Source organism: Rhizobium mongolense USDA 1844 (assembly GCF_000419765.1).
In the GTDB taxonomy this organism is placed as follows: Bacteria; Pseudomonadota; Alphaproteobacteria; order Rhizobiales; family Rhizobiaceae; genus Rhizobium; species Rhizobium mongolense.
Map to the genome: position 1 here is coordinate 60712 of NZ_ATTQ01000003.1, position 16755 is coordinate 77466.

At 61.1% G+C, this 16755-nt stretch carries 16 protein-coding genes and 4 pseudogenes; 13 read left to right on the plus strand and 7 right to left on the minus strand.

Annotation, left to right across the window (positions count from 1 at the left end; translation table 11 throughout):
* Positions 1–175: 175 nt before the first annotated feature.
* Positions 176–304: pseudogene (locus tag A3C3_RS46720) on the minus strand (alpha/beta fold hydrolase); the annotation flags it as partial.
* Here A3C3_RS46720 and A3C3_RS48485 point away from each other — a divergent pair.
* The 3 genes from A3C3_RS48485 (at position 298) to A3C3_RS0105975 (ending at position 2698) form a co-directional block, all read left to right on the plus strand.
* The gene (locus A3C3_RS48485) at positions 298–588 is read left to right on the plus strand and encodes a hypothetical protein (protein ID WP_022713702.1); all 291 of its coding nucleotides are present in this window, start codon (positions 298–300) and stop codon (positions 586–588) included. The pseudogene A3C3_RS46720 and the gene A3C3_RS48485 overlap by 7 nt on opposite strands.
* A 211-nt stretch (positions 589–799) precedes the next feature.
* Positions 800–1660 carry an alpha/beta fold hydrolase gene (locus tag A3C3_RS0105970; RefSeq protein ID WP_022713703.1) on the plus strand — a complete coding sequence of 287 codons (861 nt, stop codon included), beginning with the start codon at positions 800–802 and terminating at the stop codon, positions 1658–1660.
* A gap of 33 nt (positions 1661–1693) precedes the next feature.
* A complete protein-coding gene (locus tag A3C3_RS0105975; RefSeq protein ID WP_022713704.1) occupies positions 1694–2698 on the plus strand; it encodes an NADP-dependent oxidoreductase in 1005 nt (334 codons plus the stop codon).
* A 334-nt stretch (positions 2699–3032) separates the two neighbouring features.
* Here A3C3_RS0105975 and A3C3_RS0105980 read toward each other — a convergent pair whose 3' ends face one another.
* Complete coding sequence (locus tag A3C3_RS0105980; RefSeq protein ID WP_022713705.1) at positions 3033–3611, minus strand: TetR/AcrR family transcriptional regulator; 579 nt, start codon at positions 3609–3611, stop codon at positions 3033–3035.
* Between the two features lie 111 nt (positions 3612–3722).
* Here A3C3_RS0105980 and A3C3_RS0105985 point away from each other — a divergent pair, with 111 nt between their 5' ends.
* The 6 genes and pseudogenes from A3C3_RS0105985 to A3C3_RS43315 all read left to right on the plus strand — a co-directional run.
* Positions 3723–4511, plus strand: a complete 789-nt coding sequence (locus tag A3C3_RS0105985) for an SDR family NAD(P)-dependent oxidoreductase (protein ID WP_022713706.1) — start codon at positions 3723–3725, stop codon at positions 4509–4511.
* A 122-nt stretch (positions 4512–4633) separates the two neighbouring features.
* Positions 4634–5719 carry an alkene reductase gene (locus A3C3_RS0105990; RefSeq protein WP_022713707.1) on the plus strand — a complete coding sequence of 362 codons (1086 nt, stop codon included), beginning with the start codon at positions 4634–4636 and terminating at the stop codon, positions 5717–5719.
* A gap of 118 nt (positions 5720–5837) precedes the next feature.
* Positions 5838–6026, plus strand: a pseudogene (locus tag A3C3_RS46725) (hypothetical protein); the annotation flags it as partial.
* A gap of 20 nt (positions 6027–6046) precedes the next feature.
* Entirely contained in the window at positions 6047–7033 is a 987-nt protein-coding gene (gene acuI, locus A3C3_RS0105995; RefSeq protein WP_022713708.1) for an acrylyl-CoA reductase (NADPH), read from the plus strand.
* Between the two features lie 156 nt (positions 7034–7189).
* Positions 7190–7573 (plus strand): DUF2147 domain-containing protein, encoded by a 384-nt coding sequence (locus A3C3_RS41210; RefSeq protein ID WP_233450576.1) that lies wholly within the window; start codon positions 7190–7192, stop codon positions 7571–7573.
* A 60-nt stretch (positions 7574–7633) separates the two neighbouring features.
* Positions 7634–7771: pseudogene (locus tag A3C3_RS43315) on the plus strand (oxidoreductase); the annotation flags it as partial.
* Positions 7772–7790: 19 nt separating this feature from the next.
* Here the strand turns inward: A3C3_RS43315 and A3C3_RS0106005 are convergent.
* Positions 7791–8369, minus strand: coding sequence for a TetR/AcrR family transcriptional regulator (locus A3C3_RS0106005; protein WP_022713709.1), 579 nt, complete (start codon positions 8367–8369; stop codon positions 7791–7793).
* 633 nt (positions 8370–9002) lie between these two features.
* Between A3C3_RS0106005 and A3C3_RS0106010 the strand changes: the two genes are divergently transcribed.
* The 4 genes and pseudogenes from A3C3_RS0106010 to dnaE2 form a co-directional block, all read left to right on the plus strand.
* Complete coding sequence (locus tag A3C3_RS0106010) at positions 9003–10013, plus strand: aldo/keto reductase (RefSeq protein WP_022713710.1); 1011 nt, start codon at positions 9003–9005, stop codon at positions 10011–10013.
* A gap of 42 nt (positions 10014–10055) precedes the next feature.
* The gene (locus A3C3_RS0106015) at positions 10056–11240 is read left to right on the plus strand and encodes a thiolase family protein (RefSeq protein WP_022713711.1); all 1185 of its coding nucleotides are present in this window, start codon (positions 10056–10058) and stop codon (positions 11238–11240) included.
* A 25-nt stretch (positions 11241–11265) separates the two neighbouring features.
* The gene (locus tag A3C3_RS0106020; protein ID WP_022713712.1) at positions 11266–12168 is read left to right on the plus strand and encodes an alpha/beta fold hydrolase; all 903 of its coding nucleotides are present in this window, start codon (positions 11266–11268) and stop codon (positions 12166–12168) included.
* Between the two features lie 234 nt (positions 12169–12402).
* Positions 12403–12846, plus strand: a pseudogene (gene dnaE2 / locus A3C3_RS0106030) (error-prone DNA polymerase); the annotation flags it as partial.
* A 123-nt stretch (positions 12847–12969) separates the two neighbouring features.
* On the opposite strand, the gene A3C3_RS0106035 reads toward dnaE2, so the two are convergent.
* The 4 genes from A3C3_RS0106035 to A3C3_RS0106050 are packed head-to-tail and all read right to left on the minus strand — an operon-like array spanning position 12970 to position 16734.
* Positions 12970–13932 carry an ABC transporter ATP-binding protein gene (locus tag A3C3_RS0106035; protein WP_022713715.1) on the minus strand — a complete coding sequence of 321 codons (963 nt, stop codon included), beginning with the start codon at positions 13930–13932 and terminating at the stop codon, positions 12970–12972.
* On the minus strand, positions 13929–14900 hold the full coding sequence (locus A3C3_RS0106040; RefSeq protein ID WP_022713716.1) for an ABC transporter ATP-binding protein: 972 nt from the start codon (positions 14898–14900) through the stop codon (positions 13929–13931). The genes A3C3_RS0106035 and A3C3_RS0106040 overlap by 4 nt, the downstream gene beginning before the upstream one ends.
* The gene (locus A3C3_RS0106045; RefSeq protein WP_022713717.1) at positions 14900–15817 is read right to left on the minus strand and encodes an ABC transporter permease; all 918 of its coding nucleotides are present in this window, start codon (positions 15815–15817) and stop codon (positions 14900–14902) included. Before A3C3_RS0106045 ends, A3C3_RS0106040 begins: the two co-directional genes overlap by 1 nt.
* Positions 15814–16734: an ABC transporter permease gene (locus tag A3C3_RS0106050; RefSeq protein ID WP_022713718.1), complete on the minus strand. Its 921-nt coding sequence runs from the start codon at positions 16732–16734 to the stop codon at positions 15814–15816. Before A3C3_RS0106050 ends, A3C3_RS0106045 begins: the two co-directional genes overlap by 4 nt.
* Positions 16735–16755 lie beyond the last annotated feature (21 nt).

Below are 16755 nucleotides of genomic sequence, written 5' to 3' on the forward strand. Positions count from 1 at the left end.
CGCTTCTCAAACAACTTGCATCCAAGCCGGAGAAGCTCTTCTCCGGAGCATTTCGTCAACAATATGGGGCCCTGTGCTTTCGCTACAACGACGATCGAGAGGTCGAAATCTTGTTGGTAACATCCCGCGACACCTGGCTCCCGCACCATCCACGTCTCCCGCCACTCCATGAACGGGCAAGGCCTTCCTTGATCAAAACGTCGCCCAGCTTGAGCAGTTTAACTGCCTTCGAAGCCGACTCTGCAATCGGAACGACCTCGTCGTCCTGGCCGTGTAGCACCAGCGTCGGTACGGTGATTGCCTTCGAATATCATTCCAATCTTCCATGATGAGGCGGTCGAGGAGCTTCTTGCGGCCTTGCCAACGTGCGCTGCTGGCCGCAGGAGCGCCTGCCGCGAGCGCAAGGCACTCGGGTCGCATTGCGAGGCGCTGATCGCGCGGCTGAAGCAGGAGATCGAGAAGGTTCGCTGCGGGTCACAGCCGCACCGAGCGCAAGGCGCGGCCTCTCGAGCAGATGGAACCACACAGCTCGAGGAACTGTTAGACGACGCCAGTGACGACGAACGGGCACCGGAGATGGCTGCCTAGTCGTCCGGCCCTCCGCAATGCGCCCGTCAAAAAAATCTCTTGACATTGTTAGATACGATCATCATTAAGCGATAACGATGATGATCATCATCATTATAATTTCGACCCTGTGCAGTTCGTGCCGCGGCCAAGAATGAGCAAACATGATGCAGTGTGATCCGACCGACGGCCATCTAACCTCGCCGATCCGGCCGACGCGATGGAGCAAACAATGACCAGTTCTGTGCGTTATCTTTCTACTGCGCGCTACATAGATGCGCCAAACCTCTCGATCGACGTACAAGGGGTTACTTTTGCATACCGCGACCTCGGCCCCCGCAACGGCGTGCCGCTCATCCTTCTCAACCATTGGGGCGCTGTTCTTGACAATTTCGACCCACGGATAGTTGATGGCCTCGCTGCCAAGCATCGCGTGATAGCCACCAACTACAGGGGTATCGGCGCCTCGGGCGGGATCGCGCCTGTCACGATCGACGAAATGGCGCGGGATGCGATTGCGCTGATCCGCGCTCTGGGTTTCGAGAAGGTCGATTTACTCGGCTTTTCCCTTGGGGGATTTGTGGCGCAGGACATCACGCTGAAAGCACCGGACCTTGTGCGGAAACTCATTCTGGCCGGCACGGGTCCAGCCGGCGGCAAAGGTATCGAAAAGGTCGGGCCGGTGTCCTGGCCACTCATGATTAAAGGCTTGTTGACGCTGCGCGACCCGAAATTCTACCTGTTTTTCACATCCACGAACAATGGTCGCCGAGCGGCGAAAGCCTTCCTAGGCAGGCTGAAGGAGCGCAGGGCTGATCGTGATAAAGGACCTACACCCCGTGCCTTCTTGCGGCAACTGAAGGCGATCAAGGCCTGGGGACAGAAGGCGCCGCAAGATCTTGGCAGCATCCGGATCCCGGTCCTAATCGCGAATGGCGATAGTGATATCATGGTGCCGACCGCCAACAGCGCCGATATGGCCCGACGCATCCCGGGCTCGCAACTGGTGCTCTACCAAGATGCCGGGCATGGTGGGATTTCCCAGAATTGTGCCGACTTCGTGCCGAAGGCGCTCACCTTCCTCGAGGCCTGAGCCGTCACAAAATTTAATATTGGAGAAGACGCCATGAAGGCATTCGTCGTCGATAAATACAAGAAAATGGGTACTCTGCGCTTGGCCGATATGCCAGCGCCGGAGTTGCGCGACGACGATGTCCTGGTCGAGATCCACGCTACGTCTGTGAATCCGCTTGATTCCAAGGTCAGGGATGGGGAATTCAAACTCTTTCTGCCGTATCGCCCGCCCTTCATTTTGGGCCATGATGTTGCGGGAATAGTGACAAGGGTAGGTCCGAGAGTCAGTCGGTTCAAGGTCGGCGATCAGGTCTATGCGCGTCCGCGAGATCATCGGGTAGGAACATTTGCTGAATTTATTGCCATCAATGAAGCGGATGTGGCGCTGAAGCCTAAGAACCTGAGTATGGAAGAGGCCGGCTCAATTCCATTGGTTGGCCTGACCGCATGGCAGGTGCTGGTTGAAACGGCCCGTCTGAAGCCGGGCCAGAAGGTCTTCATTCAAGCCGGCTCCGGCGGGGTCGGGATCTTCGCCATCCAGCTTGCGAAACATCTCGGCGCGACGGTTGCGACGACGACGAGCACGAAAAATGTCGAGTTGGTAAAAAGCCTCGGCGCTGATGTGGTCATCGACTATAAGAAGCAGGATTTTGAGAAGATTCTCTCGGGGTACGATCTAGTCATCAACAGCCAGGACAAAAAGACGCTCGACAAATCCCTGGGTGTGCTGAAGCCGGGCGGCCTGGTCATCTCGATTTCGGGTCCACCCGACCCTGAATTCGCCAAGCGCCTCGGGTTGAACCTTTTCCTGAGACTGGTGATCCGCCTACTGAGCCGTAGTGTGCGGAAAAAGGCCAAAAGCCTCGGCATTCGCTATTCGTTCCTCCTCATGCGAGCGCAGGGTCAACAGTTAAGCGCGATCGCCTCCCTGATTGAGTCCGGCGTGATCCGCCCGGTGGTCGACCAGGTTTTCCCGTTCGAGAAGACCGGCGATGCTTTAGCGTACGTCGAGACAGGGCGCGCGAGCGGCAAGGTCGTTGTCACCATGAAACGATAGCACCCGTCTTTAGGTTGCTTCCTCTTCGCGCGCTTTCCGCACAGGTGCACCTCTTCAAGCAATTGCCTCTGTTCAGGGGCGATGCTGCCCGGAGCGAGGCCATTGCTGGCTGCGCGGCTGGGAAGGTTCGGCTGCCTGAGGATAGACAGTAACTTCCCCGTCGTGGTAGTCCGAAGCGGGGTGATAAGGGAAACACCATCGCGCGGAGGGCGGGGTATTCGACGCCCAGCGCACGTCTGACGGCGCTTGGCACACCGACGCTGACTGGTGTCGAAGCTGGCTATGGCATGACAACGCTATGGTGGCGAGACGCGGAACCCGGCCGAAATGCTCCTCATTGAGGCTCTGAAAGTGCGGAGGCCGGCCGGCCGGGTCCGTTATGGATCCAGGCCAGGGTCTCCGTCAGTATCTCCTTCGACAAGATGGGATCAACCATCGCCCGCGCCAGAATCGTCGCCCCGACCATCGCCGACCAACTGGCGATTGCCCGGCGCCGGCGGTCGGCGTCTTCAGGCCCTTCGACCTTCTCGCTCATCCAGTCGATCTGCGCCCGCACGCCCTCCGTTATCGCCGCACGGGCCTCAGGGGTCTGGCGTAGCGTGTCGGCGGCAAGTCCGGAAACCGGGCAGCCACCGGCCCTGTTGTCGCGATGGCGCGGCGACAGATACTCCTCCATATAGGCGCCAAGAGCAAGTGTTGCGCCGTTGCGCTCGCCAAGCGCCTGCGTGAGCGCCTGGACGATCAGGTCGTCCTTCGAGCTGAAATGACCGTAGAAGCTGCCATGCGTGAGTCCCGCGGCCTTCATGACCTCTGCGACGCCGACTGCCTCAAATCCTTTCTCCCGAAACAATCGGCTTGCGATCTCCAGGATCCTATGGCGGTTTTCGGCCATCTGTCCACGGCTGATTTTCATTTGGGAATCTCCATCTCCGCTCTTGACTTTTTGATGATACGCATCATTTTAAAGCCGTAATTAGGATCGTCATCATAATTATATAACACTCATTGGAAAGAGAACAAGACAATGGCTGACACTCCCACCGTCCTCATCACCGGCGCATCCTCGGGTATTGGAGCGACATATGCGGAACGTTTCGCCCGGCGTGGGCACAATCTGCTACTGGTCGCGCGCAACAAGGCAAGACTGGAGGCTCTGTCGGCGCGACTTCGCGAGGAAACCGGGGTGACAATCGACATTCTGCCGGCCGATGTCACCAATTCCGATGAGCTTGCGGCGGTGGAAACCCGTCTTCGCGACGATCGTCAGATCGGAATTCTCGTTAACAATGCCGGTGCGAGCCTGGAAGGGACATTCGTCGATCAGGCTGCGAATGATATCGCCCAACTGATTGCGCTCAACGCGACGGCCGTTGCCCGTCTCGCCAGTGCCGTTGCGCCGCGGTTCATCGAGGCCGGCTCGGGTGCGATCATCAACATCTCCTCGGTCGTCGGGCTTGCCCCGGAATTCGGGATGTCCGTCTACGGCGCCACCAAGGCCTTCGTTACGTTTCTCTCCCAGGGGCTCAGCCTCGAACTCGGACCCAAGGGGATCTATGTGCAGGCAGTCTTACCGGCGGCGACGCGGACGGAGCTCTGGGAGCTTGTCGGCATCGACGTCAATACGCTTCAGGGCGTGATGGAAGTGGGCGAGCTCGTGGACGCAGCCTTGGCAGGCTTCGACAAGCGCGAGCCCGTCACCATCCCGCCGCTGCACGACGCCGCCCAATGGGATGCCTATCAGGCCGCGCGCCAGACGATGATCCCGGGCTTTGCGCAGGTCCACGCGGCAGAACGCTATCGCTCCGCCTCGTAGCGCCTCCCGCAGAAACGCGCCGTGACCGAACACAGGCTGTGCCGGAAGGCCGGGCTGTGCCGAGTTCCGGCGCGAAATTCCGAGACATTACGAGATCCTAAAATCCGGACGAAAAAAACGAAATGACTGACAACACACTTTTTGAACCCTATAAGCTCGGCGCGCTGACGCTTGCGAACCGTATCGTCATGGCGCCTTTGACCCGCAACAGAGCCGGCCCTGGCTTCGTGCCGGGCGATATTGTCGCGAAATATTATGCCCAGCGCGCGACAGCCGGCCTGATTATCTCGGAAGGGGCGCAGATTTCTCAGGAAGGGCAGGGCTACCAGGATACGCCAGGCATTTATACGCAATCCCAGATCGACGGGTGGCGGAAAGTCACCGAAGCGGTGCATGCTAAAGGCGGACACATCTTTCTGCAGCTCTGGCATGTGGGTCGTGTTTCACATGTCGATCTGCAGCCGAATGCGCAAGCGCCGGCCGCGCCATCCGCCATCAAGGCCGAGACCAAGGTCTTCGTGAACAATGCCTTCGTCGATGTGTCCGAACCTCGCACGCTCAAACTGGATGAGATCCAGGCCATCATCGCAGATTTCCGTCGCGCCGCCGCCAACGCGATTGCCGCGGGCTTCGATGGCGTCGAAGTCCATGGCGCCAATGGTTATCTGCTGGAACAGTTTGCCAAGGACGGCTCCAACACCCGCACCGACGCCTATGGCGGCTCCGTCGAACATCGGGCACGGCTGATATTGGAGGTCGCTGCCGCCGTGGCTGCCGAGGTCGGCGCGCACCGGACGGGCGTCCGGATTTCGCCGGTCAACAGCATCACCTCGAGCGATCCGCAGGCGCAATTCAACTACATCGCCGAGAAACTCGGCCACATGGGCATTGCCTATCTTCATGTCGTGGAAGCCGGGCGCGGCGGGCCGCAAGAGGCTGCTACCTTTGATTACACGGAACTCAGGACCAAGTTCGCGAACACCTACATCGCCAATAGTGGCTACAACCTGGAACTCGCGACGTCGCGGTTTACGCAGGGCGATGCTGATCTCTTTTCGTTTGGTCGGCCATTTATCGCCAATCCCGATCTCGTCGAGAGACTGAAGACTGCTGCTCCGCTGGCTGAGGTGAACCCGGCGACCATCTACGGTGGTGGCGCCGAAGGCTATACCGATTATCCATTCTTCGTGGCCTCGAACCACGGGTGATAAGTCGGCGCTGCGCCGTTGCCTGGCTCTTTGCTACACGCTCGATGAATGGAAGGCGCGGCCTGCGGGCGCTTTCCTCAGTCTTGAAAGAATGCGGCCGTACTGGCGCCTATCGGACGGGGAGGTGGTGGATGCGGCGCTCGTCGGCTTCGATCGCCGCGAACCCGTAACCATCCCGCCGCTTTACGATGCTGCGCAGTGGGAGGACCATCGCGCGGCGCGAACAGCCATGCTTCCAAAAACTAGGCGGCAATATGCCGCCGGCTGTATCGGTCGATCGATTAATCACGTTCGACATGACTGTTGATGCACTCAGAGGATAAATCAATGACGTTCAAAGCCCTGCTAGCCACCAACGATGGTGAGAAGATTTCGACAAATCTGGTCGAACTCGATGACACAGACCTTATGCCAGGCGACGTCACGATCGCCGTCGATTACTCGACGGTGAATTACAAGGACGGAATGGCGCTTACAGGTCGCGCAGAGATCATCCAGAAATTTCCGTTGATCCCGGGTGTCGATCTTTCCGGCACTGTCGAAGCGTCTTCCTATCCTGGCATCGAGGTGGGCGACCGAGTCGTCGCCAATAGCTGGGGTCTCAGCCAGACACATCACGGCGGCTACGCGCAAAAAGCCCGATTGAGCGGCGACTGGCTCGTCAAGATTCCGGAACCCCTCTCAACGCGGGATGCTATGGCCCTTGGAACGGCAGGTTACACGGCGATGCTGTGCGTGCTGGCGCTCGAACAGGGCGGTATCACCCCCGACCGGGGCGACATCCTTGTGACCGGCGCCAATGGCGGCGTCGGATCGGTTGCAATCGTGCTTCTGTCCGACCTCGGCTACCGCGTGGTCGCTTCGACGGGGCGTCTCGAAGAGGCCGATTATCTGCGCGAGCTTGGCGCGGCCGATGTCATCGACCGCCGCACGCTTTCCGAGCCGGGAAAACCTATCACAGGTGAGCGTTGGGCCGGGGCGGTGGACTCCGTCGGCAGCCATACGCTGGCGAACGTGCTGGCGCAGACCCAGTATCGTGGTGTGGTGGCGGCCTGCGGCCTCGCTCAGGGCCTCGATCTTCCTGCAACAGTCCTGCCCTTCATCCTGCGCAACGTCACACTTGCTGGCATCGATTCCGTGAACGCGCCGCAAGCGGTGCGCATCGAGGCCTGGTCGCGTCTGGCGCGCGATCTCGACCTCGAAAAGCTCGCCCGCACGACGAAGGTGGTCGGTCTGGCCGCGGTGCCGGATATCGCGAGACAAATTCTGGAAGGAAAGGTTCAGGGACGCACGGTTGTCGACGTCAACTCGTAACCGGGAGGCAAGGGAGCTTCCCTCCCAACACCTGCATGAACTTCTGACCGCCACAAGGGTCCAACCCAGCGTCATGGAGACGATAGAAATGCGTATCTCGAAACAGTTTGCCGTTTTCACACTCACTACCGCAGCGGCACTCATGTCATCCACAGCATGGGCGGACGATTCTTCGCTTGTTGGCTTGTGGCGGAACGTCGACGACGTCAGCGGCAAGCCGAGGGCCTTGATCCGAATTACGGAGTCAAATGGCACCCTGCAGGGCAAGGTCGAAAAGTCTTTCTCGGCCCGAACGAGAGCGGGACATGCGTGAAATGCGAAGGCGCGCTCAAGAACGCTCCTGTTACGGGCCTGGTCATTCTGAGTGGCCTGAAGAAGGACGGTGACAAATATACCGGCGGCAAAATCCTCGACCCGGATAGCGGTAAGATCTATAGCAGCAAGATTTCCCTGACCAACGGAGGCAAGAAGCTCAACGTGCGCGGCTTTGTTGGCGTTTCGATGCTCGGACGTTCGCAAGTCTGGGAACGTCAGGATTAGTTTCTAACTCTTGGGTGAAAGCGGCCAACAAGACACTCTTTGAATCGATCATTTCGGATGGCAACCCAGATCTCGCGGGGTCAAGGCTATCAGAACACGCCTGGCATCCACAATCAGACGCGGATCGACGGCTGGCGCAAGGTGACCGACGCCTTTCATGCCACGGGCGGGCACATCTTCTTGCAGTTCTGGCATAGAGCCGCCCAGGCGCGGGGCCCTATTGCTCGCGCACGGCTGCGATGGCGTCGCGGCAATCGTCCAGGCAGGCATCCAGGATTTCATCCGCCAGCGAGGACCCGTCCGGGCAAGCTCTCGAAAGCACGACGGCTCCGACGGCCTGGGCGAGGAGGCTGATGGCTAGTGCGCGTGACCCAGCTCCCGGCGGCTGATTTCGTGCTATGTCGCCCTCGAACGCGCGTAGGAGGTTCTCTATTCCTGCGGCAAAAGCCGACCTGGTTTCATCGGGCTGCCGTGCTGCCTCGCAACTCAGTGCCGCAGCCGGACACCCTTGACCACGGGCATCCCTGTGCTGGCGCGAGATATATAGTTCGATGGCGGAGAGGGCATCGTGACCCGCATAACGCTCCAAAGTTTCTCCGAAACCCCTTGCGGCCGCCTCCGCGATTAGGTCCTCCTTGGACCGGAAGTGGTTATAGAAGCCCCCATGTGTGAGCCCGGCGCGCTCCATCAGCTCAGCCACGCTCACTCCATCGAAGCCGCGTTCGCGAAACATCTCGGACGCGATAGCGACGATCCGTTCGTGGTTTTCCTCGTACTTTTCCTTCGTTATCCGCACTTCAAACCCCTTTTGACGGCTCTGTCCGATTAATGATGTTGTTCATCATTGTGGCTTGACTATTTTGATGATGAATATCATCGTAGCGTCCGACACTTCAAGTAGGAAATCAACGATGGGCACGCATGTGACGACCCCGCCCCGAGGGGATCACTACGACTATCGTCGCCGGGGGCAACGCGGATTCCGGTCGAGCATCGTCAGCCGGTAAGGTTCACTGAACTCGGACGTGTCGCCCAGCTTAATCGCTCGACCGTCGGGCGATTTGCGCGTGCTGGACCATATGGGCCGGGTCGAAACGGGAGGCGGCGAGACGATCAAAGAGTAACGATTGTCACACTCGCGGCTCGCGGTAGCCAGGTGCTGGAGGTCGCACCACTTTTGGGATGAATGCCAACGGGAGATCCAGGCTCGGTTCGGTCCTGCGAACGTAGAAGCTCTGGGAGAGATACGCCATGCAAACCGAACTTCGACTCCGGCGCGGGCGCAAGTAGGGAACTTCATGACATAGCGCACTTCCCCAGCCCTTCTCCTTTTTGGGGCGCGATTGGACCTCCGTGTGGCGCGCCCTAGCCGCAAGGATCGCATGAGTGCTGGCAACGCCTCGCAGGGCTCGAAAGAAAGGAAATGCTCATGAAATACACGCAATTCGGGAACACCGGTCTTCAGGTCTCGCAAATTGCCCTTGGCACCGGAAACTTCGGCACAGGCTGGGGGCATGGTGCCGACCCCGACACGAGCAGGGCGGTCTTCGACGCCTATGCGGAGGCCGGCGGCAATTTCATCGACACGGCCGATATCTACCAGTTCGGGCAGGCCGAAGAGGTTCTGGGCTCGCTGCTGCAGGGGCGTCGCGAGAATTTCGTGATCGCCACCAAGTTTACCAACGGCGCCGTGCCCAATGCCGACCGGCTCGTAACCGGCAATAGCCGCAAGGCGCTGGTCGCCTCGGTCGAGGGCAGCCTCAAGCGCCTAAAGACGGACCGCATCGATATCTACTGGGTGCACCATCCTGATGGCGTCACGCCTTCCGAAGAGATCGTCCGGGGTTTCGAGGACCTCGCCCGCGCCGGCAAGATTCTCTATGCGGGCCTCTCCAACTTCCCGGCCTGGCGGCTTTCGCGCGCGGTGACCTTGGCGGAGCTTACCCATGCCGTTCCGATCGCAGCGGCGCAATTCGAGCACAGCCTGGTTCATCGCGAACCCGAAGCAGAACTCTTTCCGGCGTCCGAGGCGCTTGGGCTCGGCGTCGTGACATGGTCGCCACTCGGCGGCGGCATGCTAACGGGCAAGTACCGGCAAGGCGAGAAGGGCCGTGCCGAAGGCTTGGGCGGTAGTGTGTTCCAGCCCGAGAATTCGGCGCAGCGCACGAAGGTCCTCGACACCGTGCTCGATATTGCCGACGAACTCGGCGCCAGCGCCGATCAGGTCGCCATTGCCTGGGCGGGAACCCATGGCGCGATTCCTATGATCGGCCCGCGCTCTCTGATGCAATTGACGAGCAATCTCGGCGCGATCGCCGTCGCGCTTTCTGCCGAACAAATTGACCGGCTCGATGCCGTCAGCAGCCTCGATCCGGCCACGCCGGTAAGGAGCCCGCGTTTATGGGCAGGCGACGTAACTCCACGAAAGGTCGTTGCCTGAATGCGCTTTCGACAGCTCGACCATCAATAAATGGAGAAAACCATGAGCAAACGTGACATCATCCTCGCCCATCCGGTTCGCACCGCGATCGGCACATTTAACGGTACGCTAAAGGGCACACCCGCCACCGAACTCGGTGCGATCGTGGTGCGGGAGACCCTGCGGCGCGCGGGGCTTTCGGGCGACAAAATCGGCACAGTGGTCATGGGCAACGTCATCCAGGCGGGCAACCGGATGAATCCGGCAAGGCAAGCTTCTATCGGCGGCGGCCTCCCGGTCTCCGTCCCGGCGCTCACCGTCAACCGGGTCTGTGGCTCGGGCGCGCAGGCGATCTTGACCGCAGCGCTAGAAATTGCCGCCGGCGACAGCAATGCTGCCGTTGCCGGCGGAATGGAGAACATGGACCGCTCGCCTTACCTGATGGATGGCGGACGCTGGGGCTACCGTATGGGACCGGCCCAGATCCTCGACAGCATGCTGACGGATGGGCTGAACGACGCCTTCTCCGGCGAGCATTCCGGCTGGCACACCGAAGACCTCGTCACGAAGCTCGGGATCACCCGTGAGGATCAGGACGCTTTCGCAGCTAGGTCTCAGAAGCGCTTTGCCGCCGTACAGGATGCCGGCCGGTTCGCGGACGAGATCGTCGCCGTCGAGATCAAGGGCCGCAAGGGAACAGAGCGTTTTGCCAGAGACGAGGCGCCGCGTGCCGACACGACGCTCGAGTCGCTCGCCCGGCTGAAACCCGCCTTCCGGCCGGATGGCACGATCACCGCCGGCAACGCGCCGGGGCTGAACAGCGCCGCTGCGGCGATGATCGTCGCGGAGCGGGGTTTTGCCGATGCGAAAGGTTTTGAGTCCATGGCGCGCCTTGCGGGTTATGGCGTTGCCGCCGTCGACCCGGGATTGTTCGGTCTCGGGCCGGTGCCCGCCGTTCGAAAGGCGCTGGAAAAGGCGGGCTGGACACTTGCCGACATCGAGCGCATCGAGATCAACGAGGCTTTCGCCGCCGTGCCGATTGCGGTGATGCGCGAACTCGGCCTGCCGGAGGACATCGTCAACGTGGAGGGAGGCGCTGTCGCGCATGGTCACGCCATCGGCGCGACGGGAGCGATCCTCACCACACGGCTTCTCCACTCGATGAAGCGCGACGGGATATCGAAAGGCATTGTCACGCTGTGCATCGGCGGCGGCCAGGGTATCGCCCTCGCTATCGAGACGCTGTAGTCGTCGCAAAAGCGGGGAGGGGAGTATGTTCGAGGGTTTTGAAAACCGCCGGATTGCCGTCGACGGGATAGAGATCGCCTATGTCGCTGCGGGTGCCGGCGAGCCGGTGCTGATGCTGCATGGCTTTCCGCAGACCAAGGCACTCTGGGCACGGATCGCACCGGGGCTGGTGGCGCTCGGCTATCGGGTCATCTGCGCTGACCTGCGGGGCTACGGCGCCTCCGACAAACCAACCGCCCAAACCGATCTGGCCAATTACAGCTTCCGCACCATGGCGACCGACCAGGTTGGGTTGATGCGCGCCCTCGGGCATGAGCGGTTTCATCTCGTGGGACACGACCGCGGTGCCCGGGTGGCGCATAGGCTGGCCTTGGATCATGCAGCGGCTGTGGTTACCGTCGTGCTGATGGACATCGTGCCAACGGCTGTCATGCTCACCGACCTTCGGAAGGAAGTTGCTCGTTCTTATTGGCACTGGTTCTTCCTGGCTCAGCCAGCGCCTTTTCCGGAGAAGATGATCGAAGCAAGCCGTGATCTCTTTTATGAAACCTGTCTCTTCGGCTGGGGCGCGGCGGGTCCGCAGGATTTCGATATCGAACAGCTCGCTGCCTACCGGGCTTCATGGCATGATACCGAGGCGATTGCGGGTAGCTGCAACGATTATCGCGCGGCACTGGCCGTCGATCTCGCCCACGATCTGGCGGATCACGGCAAACGCATATCAGCTCCCGTGCTGATCCTGTACGGCGCTTCTAGCGCGATGGCCAAACTCTATGACCTTCCTGCTACCTGGGCGGATCGCTGCACGACCATGGAGGCTCAAGCTGTACAAGGTGGGCATTTTTTCCCGGACTCTGCGCCAGAGGAAGTTACAGAACAATTGGCTTCATTTCTGAGACGTCGTCCCTTGACCCCCGTGCCAGACTAAAGACCGTGAGAAACGTTGGAAACGACAATTGCTGCATATCGAAGCGCTCGGCGTCGTCGACCGCGACAGTCTCGCAGGCATCGTCCGGGCGCTGGAAGCGTCGCGCGCCACAGGGCTGCGGCTCGTCATCGGTTGCCGGCTCGAGGTCTTTGGCGATCGCGCCTATGTCCCGCTCTGCCTGCGCGGCCGCCCTAACGATCAGCTCCGGCTGCACCAGCTCTCGAACCTTGCCGTGGCGTACCAGTCGCCTCGCTCGTCGAGCTTGCCGAAGCCGATGCCTTTTTGCCGTCTCTCCGTCTCGAGCGTCGTGATGCGCTCTGGGCGATCAAGGCCCTGCGCAACGAGCCGCTGCCTCTCTTTGCCGCTGCGGCGGAGCGGGAGGCCAGGGTGATTGCGGAGCAGCAGGAGCCGGAAGTCGAGCTCAGGCAGATGACCGAGGGCCACAACGTGGTCGAGGATTACAGCCATACCGGCCTGACGCTTCGCCAGCATCCCTTGAGCTTCCTGCGGAGCGACCTCACCAAACGTCGGATCGTCCCCTGTGCCGAAGCGATGGCGGCGCGTGACGGGCAATGGCTGATGGCGGCCGGCCTGGTGCAGGTGCGCCAGCGACCGGGCTCGGCAAAGGGCGTGATGTTCATCACCATCGAGGACGAGACCGGTGTCGCAGTGATTCTGAAGGATGAACGCGGGTCAGCGGTTCGGTTCCTGTCAAGACCTTCAGCCTTGAAAAGGCTCGGCGCTAGCTAGTTTTCAACGCAGCGAACCTTTTCGCTGTGTTTGCGATGCCGAAATAGCTTGCTAATCGACATGGTGGCATGCTGTCAGCAGGCCCGGAGCGGGCGTCCTCTTGATCAACGTCGGTTCCTGTTCGGCGCAAATCGACGTCGCCTTCCAGCAGCGCGTTCGGAAGCGGCATCCGCTGGGCGGATTGACAGGGCTCGGAAGGTCACCCTGCAGCACGATGCGGTTGCGCTTCCCGCGAAGCCTCGGATCCGGGGTCGGTACCGCGGAAAGCAGGGCCTGCGTGTAAGGGTGAGCCGGCGCACTGAAAATAGAATGCTTGGGCCCGGTCTCAATGATCTTGCCGAGATACATGACCATGACCCGGTCTGAGATATGGCGCACCACGGCGAGATCATGGGCGACGAAGAGCATCGCCAGGTTGCGTTCACGTCTCAGCTTGAACAGCAAGTTGACGACCTGCGCCTGGACGGACACGTCGAGGGCCGAAACCGGTTCGTCGCAGACGAGGAGCGTCGGGGTGAGTGCCAGGGCGCGCGCGATTCCAAGCCGCTGCCGCTGGCCACCCGAAAATTCGGAAGGATAGCGGTCCGCATGTTCCGCACGCAGCCCCACGGATTCAAGCAGCTTGACCGTCTCTTCCCGCCAGCGGGCCCTTGGCACGGCACCCGGATGCAGCGCCCATGGTTCGGAGATCAGCCGGTCGACCCGCATGCGGGGATTAAGCGACTGGTAGGGGTCCTGGAAAACGACCTGCATCTTGCGGCGCAGTTCATGCAACTCGCTCCCGGTCGCTTTGGTGATTTCCACGCCATCAAGCACGGCACTGCCGCTGGTCGCTGGCCCGAGCTTCAGGAGGGTTCTGACCAGGGAAGTCTTGCCGCAACCGCTTTCGCCGACAAGACCGAGCGTCTCCCCGCGGGCGATCTCGAAGCTGACGTCATCGACTGCGCGCACGGGGGTCGCGCCGCTGCCGTAGTGGCGGGAAAGGTTTTCGACTTTGAGAAGAGGCTGGTTCATGCTGATGATACCGGGAAGTGGCAGGCGGCCTGGCGGCCGGGCCCCACGGTTTCAAGGGGAGGGACGACCTCGGCGCAGAGCCCTGCGGCGCGCGGACAGCGCGTCCTGAACGCGCAGCCTGAAGGAAGGGCGACGGGATTTGGGGCCGAGCCGGGGATCGGCGCCAGTTCCTCTTCGTCGGTATCCACGCGCGGCTGCGAGGCGAGCAGTCCGACGCTGTAGGGATGTCGAGCATCCTCGAAGAGTTCGAAGACATTTGCGGTCTCGACGATGCGGCCGGCATACATGACGGCCACGCGGTCCGCGAGTTCGGCTACCACACCCAGATCATGGGTGATGAAGATCATTCCGGCATCGCTGCGTTTACGGATGGTGGCCAGAAGATCAACCACCTGCGCCTGGATCGTGACGTCGAGCGCCGTCGTCGGCTCGTCGGCGATGATGACATCCGGTTCGAGTGCTACGGCCATGGCGATCATGATGCGCTGGCGCATGCCACCGGAAAATTCGTGCGGATACTGCCGCGCCCGACGTTCGGGATCGGGAATGCCGATTGCGGTCAGAAGATCGATCACGGCTTTCTCGAGGCCGCCTTCGGGGTTGCGGCCGTGGATGCGGTACATCTCTGCGATCTGCCAGCCGACGGGATAGACAGGATTGAGCGCCGCAAGCGCATCCTGAAAGATGAGGGCGATCCGATTGCCGCATAGATCTCGCCGCTCGTTGCGCGAAAGCTGCAACAGTTCCGCCCCGTCGAAGCGGATCGACCCCCGGTCGATCGCGCCCGGAGGATTGGGAACGAGGTCCATGATGGCAGATGCAGTCACGGACTTGCCGGAGCCGCTTTCGCCAAGAAGCGCCAAGACTTCACCACGCTCCAGCGAGAAGGAGACGCCATTGAGCGCGAGAATGCGGCCGGACGCCGTATCAAAACTGACTTGCAGGTCCTCGACTTCGAGAAGAGCCATCAGCGCCTCCGGCTCACAAGGCGCCAGTGCTGCGACGGATCGTTGACGATACGGAACCAGTTGGCGAGGAGGTTGAAGGACATGGTGGTGAGCATAACGGCCAGACCGGGGAAAAAGCCAAGCCACCAGGCGGACGACAGATAACCCTGGCCCTGGGCGACCATCAGGCCCCAGCTTACCGACGGCGGCTGGATGCCGAGGCCGAGATAACTCAGGCCGGATTCGAACAACATGACCATGGCGAGATTGACCGAGGCGAGCGTCAGCATGGTGGGCGCGACGCTGGGGAGGATGTGGGTGCGCAGGATCCAGGCCGGTCCGCCACCGAAGACGCGCGCCGCATCGACGAAAAGCCTTTCGCGGACCTCCAGCGTTTCGGCCCTTGCGACGCGGATATAGGCCGGCATGCGGGTGACGGCGAGAACGATCACGAGGTTGCTGACGCTCGGACCGAACAGATAGAGGCCGAAGAGTGCCACCAGCAGCGTCGGGAAACCGAGGATGATATCGCAGATCCGCATGATGACGTTTCCGACAATGCCGCCGAAATAACCGGCGATCACCCCCAGCAGCGTTCCGCCGATCAGGCTTGTCAGCACGGTCACCATGGCGATACCGAGCGTCGTCGAAGCCGCCTGGATGAGGCGGACGAGCAGCGGCCGCCCGAGTGCGTCGGCACCCAGCCACAAAGTCCAGGACTGGCCGAAATCGAACGGCTGCAGGTTGCGCGCCTTCAGTGAAATACGGTTGTCGCCCAAGAGTGACAGGGAATCGGTGAGGATGGCGAGCACGACGATGAGCAACCAGATCGCCGCGGCGACGGCCATCGGGTCACCCGCGAGCGCACGCAGGAGCCACAGGATGCGGCGGCTACGGCGCTTTCGGGTCGGGAGGAATTCGGCAGACGTGTCTGTCATTCGACCCTCACGCGCGGGTCGATCGAGGCATAGAGCATGTCGACCAGGACATTGATGAAGAAGATCACCACCGCGACGGCAAAGATCGATGCTTGGACGATCGCAAAGTCGCGTTTCAGAATGCCGTCGATCAGGAGCTTGCCGATGCCGGGAAACCCAAAGACCACCTCGACGACGCCGCCACCGCCGGCGAACTGGGCGGCAAGGTCGCCGGTCACCGTGACCGCCGGAAGGAGAGCATTGCGGAGCGCATGCACGAATGTGACCCGTCCGTCATGCGCGCCCTTGGCCCGCGCCGTGCGGACGAATGTCGCATTCAGCGCCTCGATCATCGAGCCGCGGACAATCTGCACGAGAGTTCCGAAAGGTCGGGCAAACAGGCAGGCGACCGGTAGCACCCAGTAGACCGGGCCGCCGAAACCTGACGTCGGCAAAATGCGGAATGTGACCGCGAACAGAAGTACGCCCATCAGGCCGAGCCAGAAATCCGGAACGCTTGCGGCTGCCTGCGACAGGACATTGACGCCCCGGTCGATCCAGCCACCGGCATTGACGGCAGCAATAGATCCCATGACGATCGCGGCGGTGAAGGCCAGCGCCAAAGCGATGGCGCCAAGTGCCAGCGTGTTCGGCAGCGCCTCCAGAACCACGTCCATGGCCGGGCGATTGTGCCAGAGAGACATTCCGAAATCGAGCCGGAGAATATCCCAAGCCCAATCGAAAAACTGCGCCGGGAGCGAGCGATCAAGCCCAAGACGGACGCGCATGGCTTCGCGCGCCGCATCCGAAGCGTCGACAGGCAGGTAGAGATTGACGGGATCGCCCGTCAACCGCACGAGGAAAAAGGCGGATGTCATCAGTGCTGCAAGCGCGAGCGCTGCGAAGGCTGCACGTTTCAGGAAATAGGTGAAGGACATTCGCTCTCCTCAAGCGACATA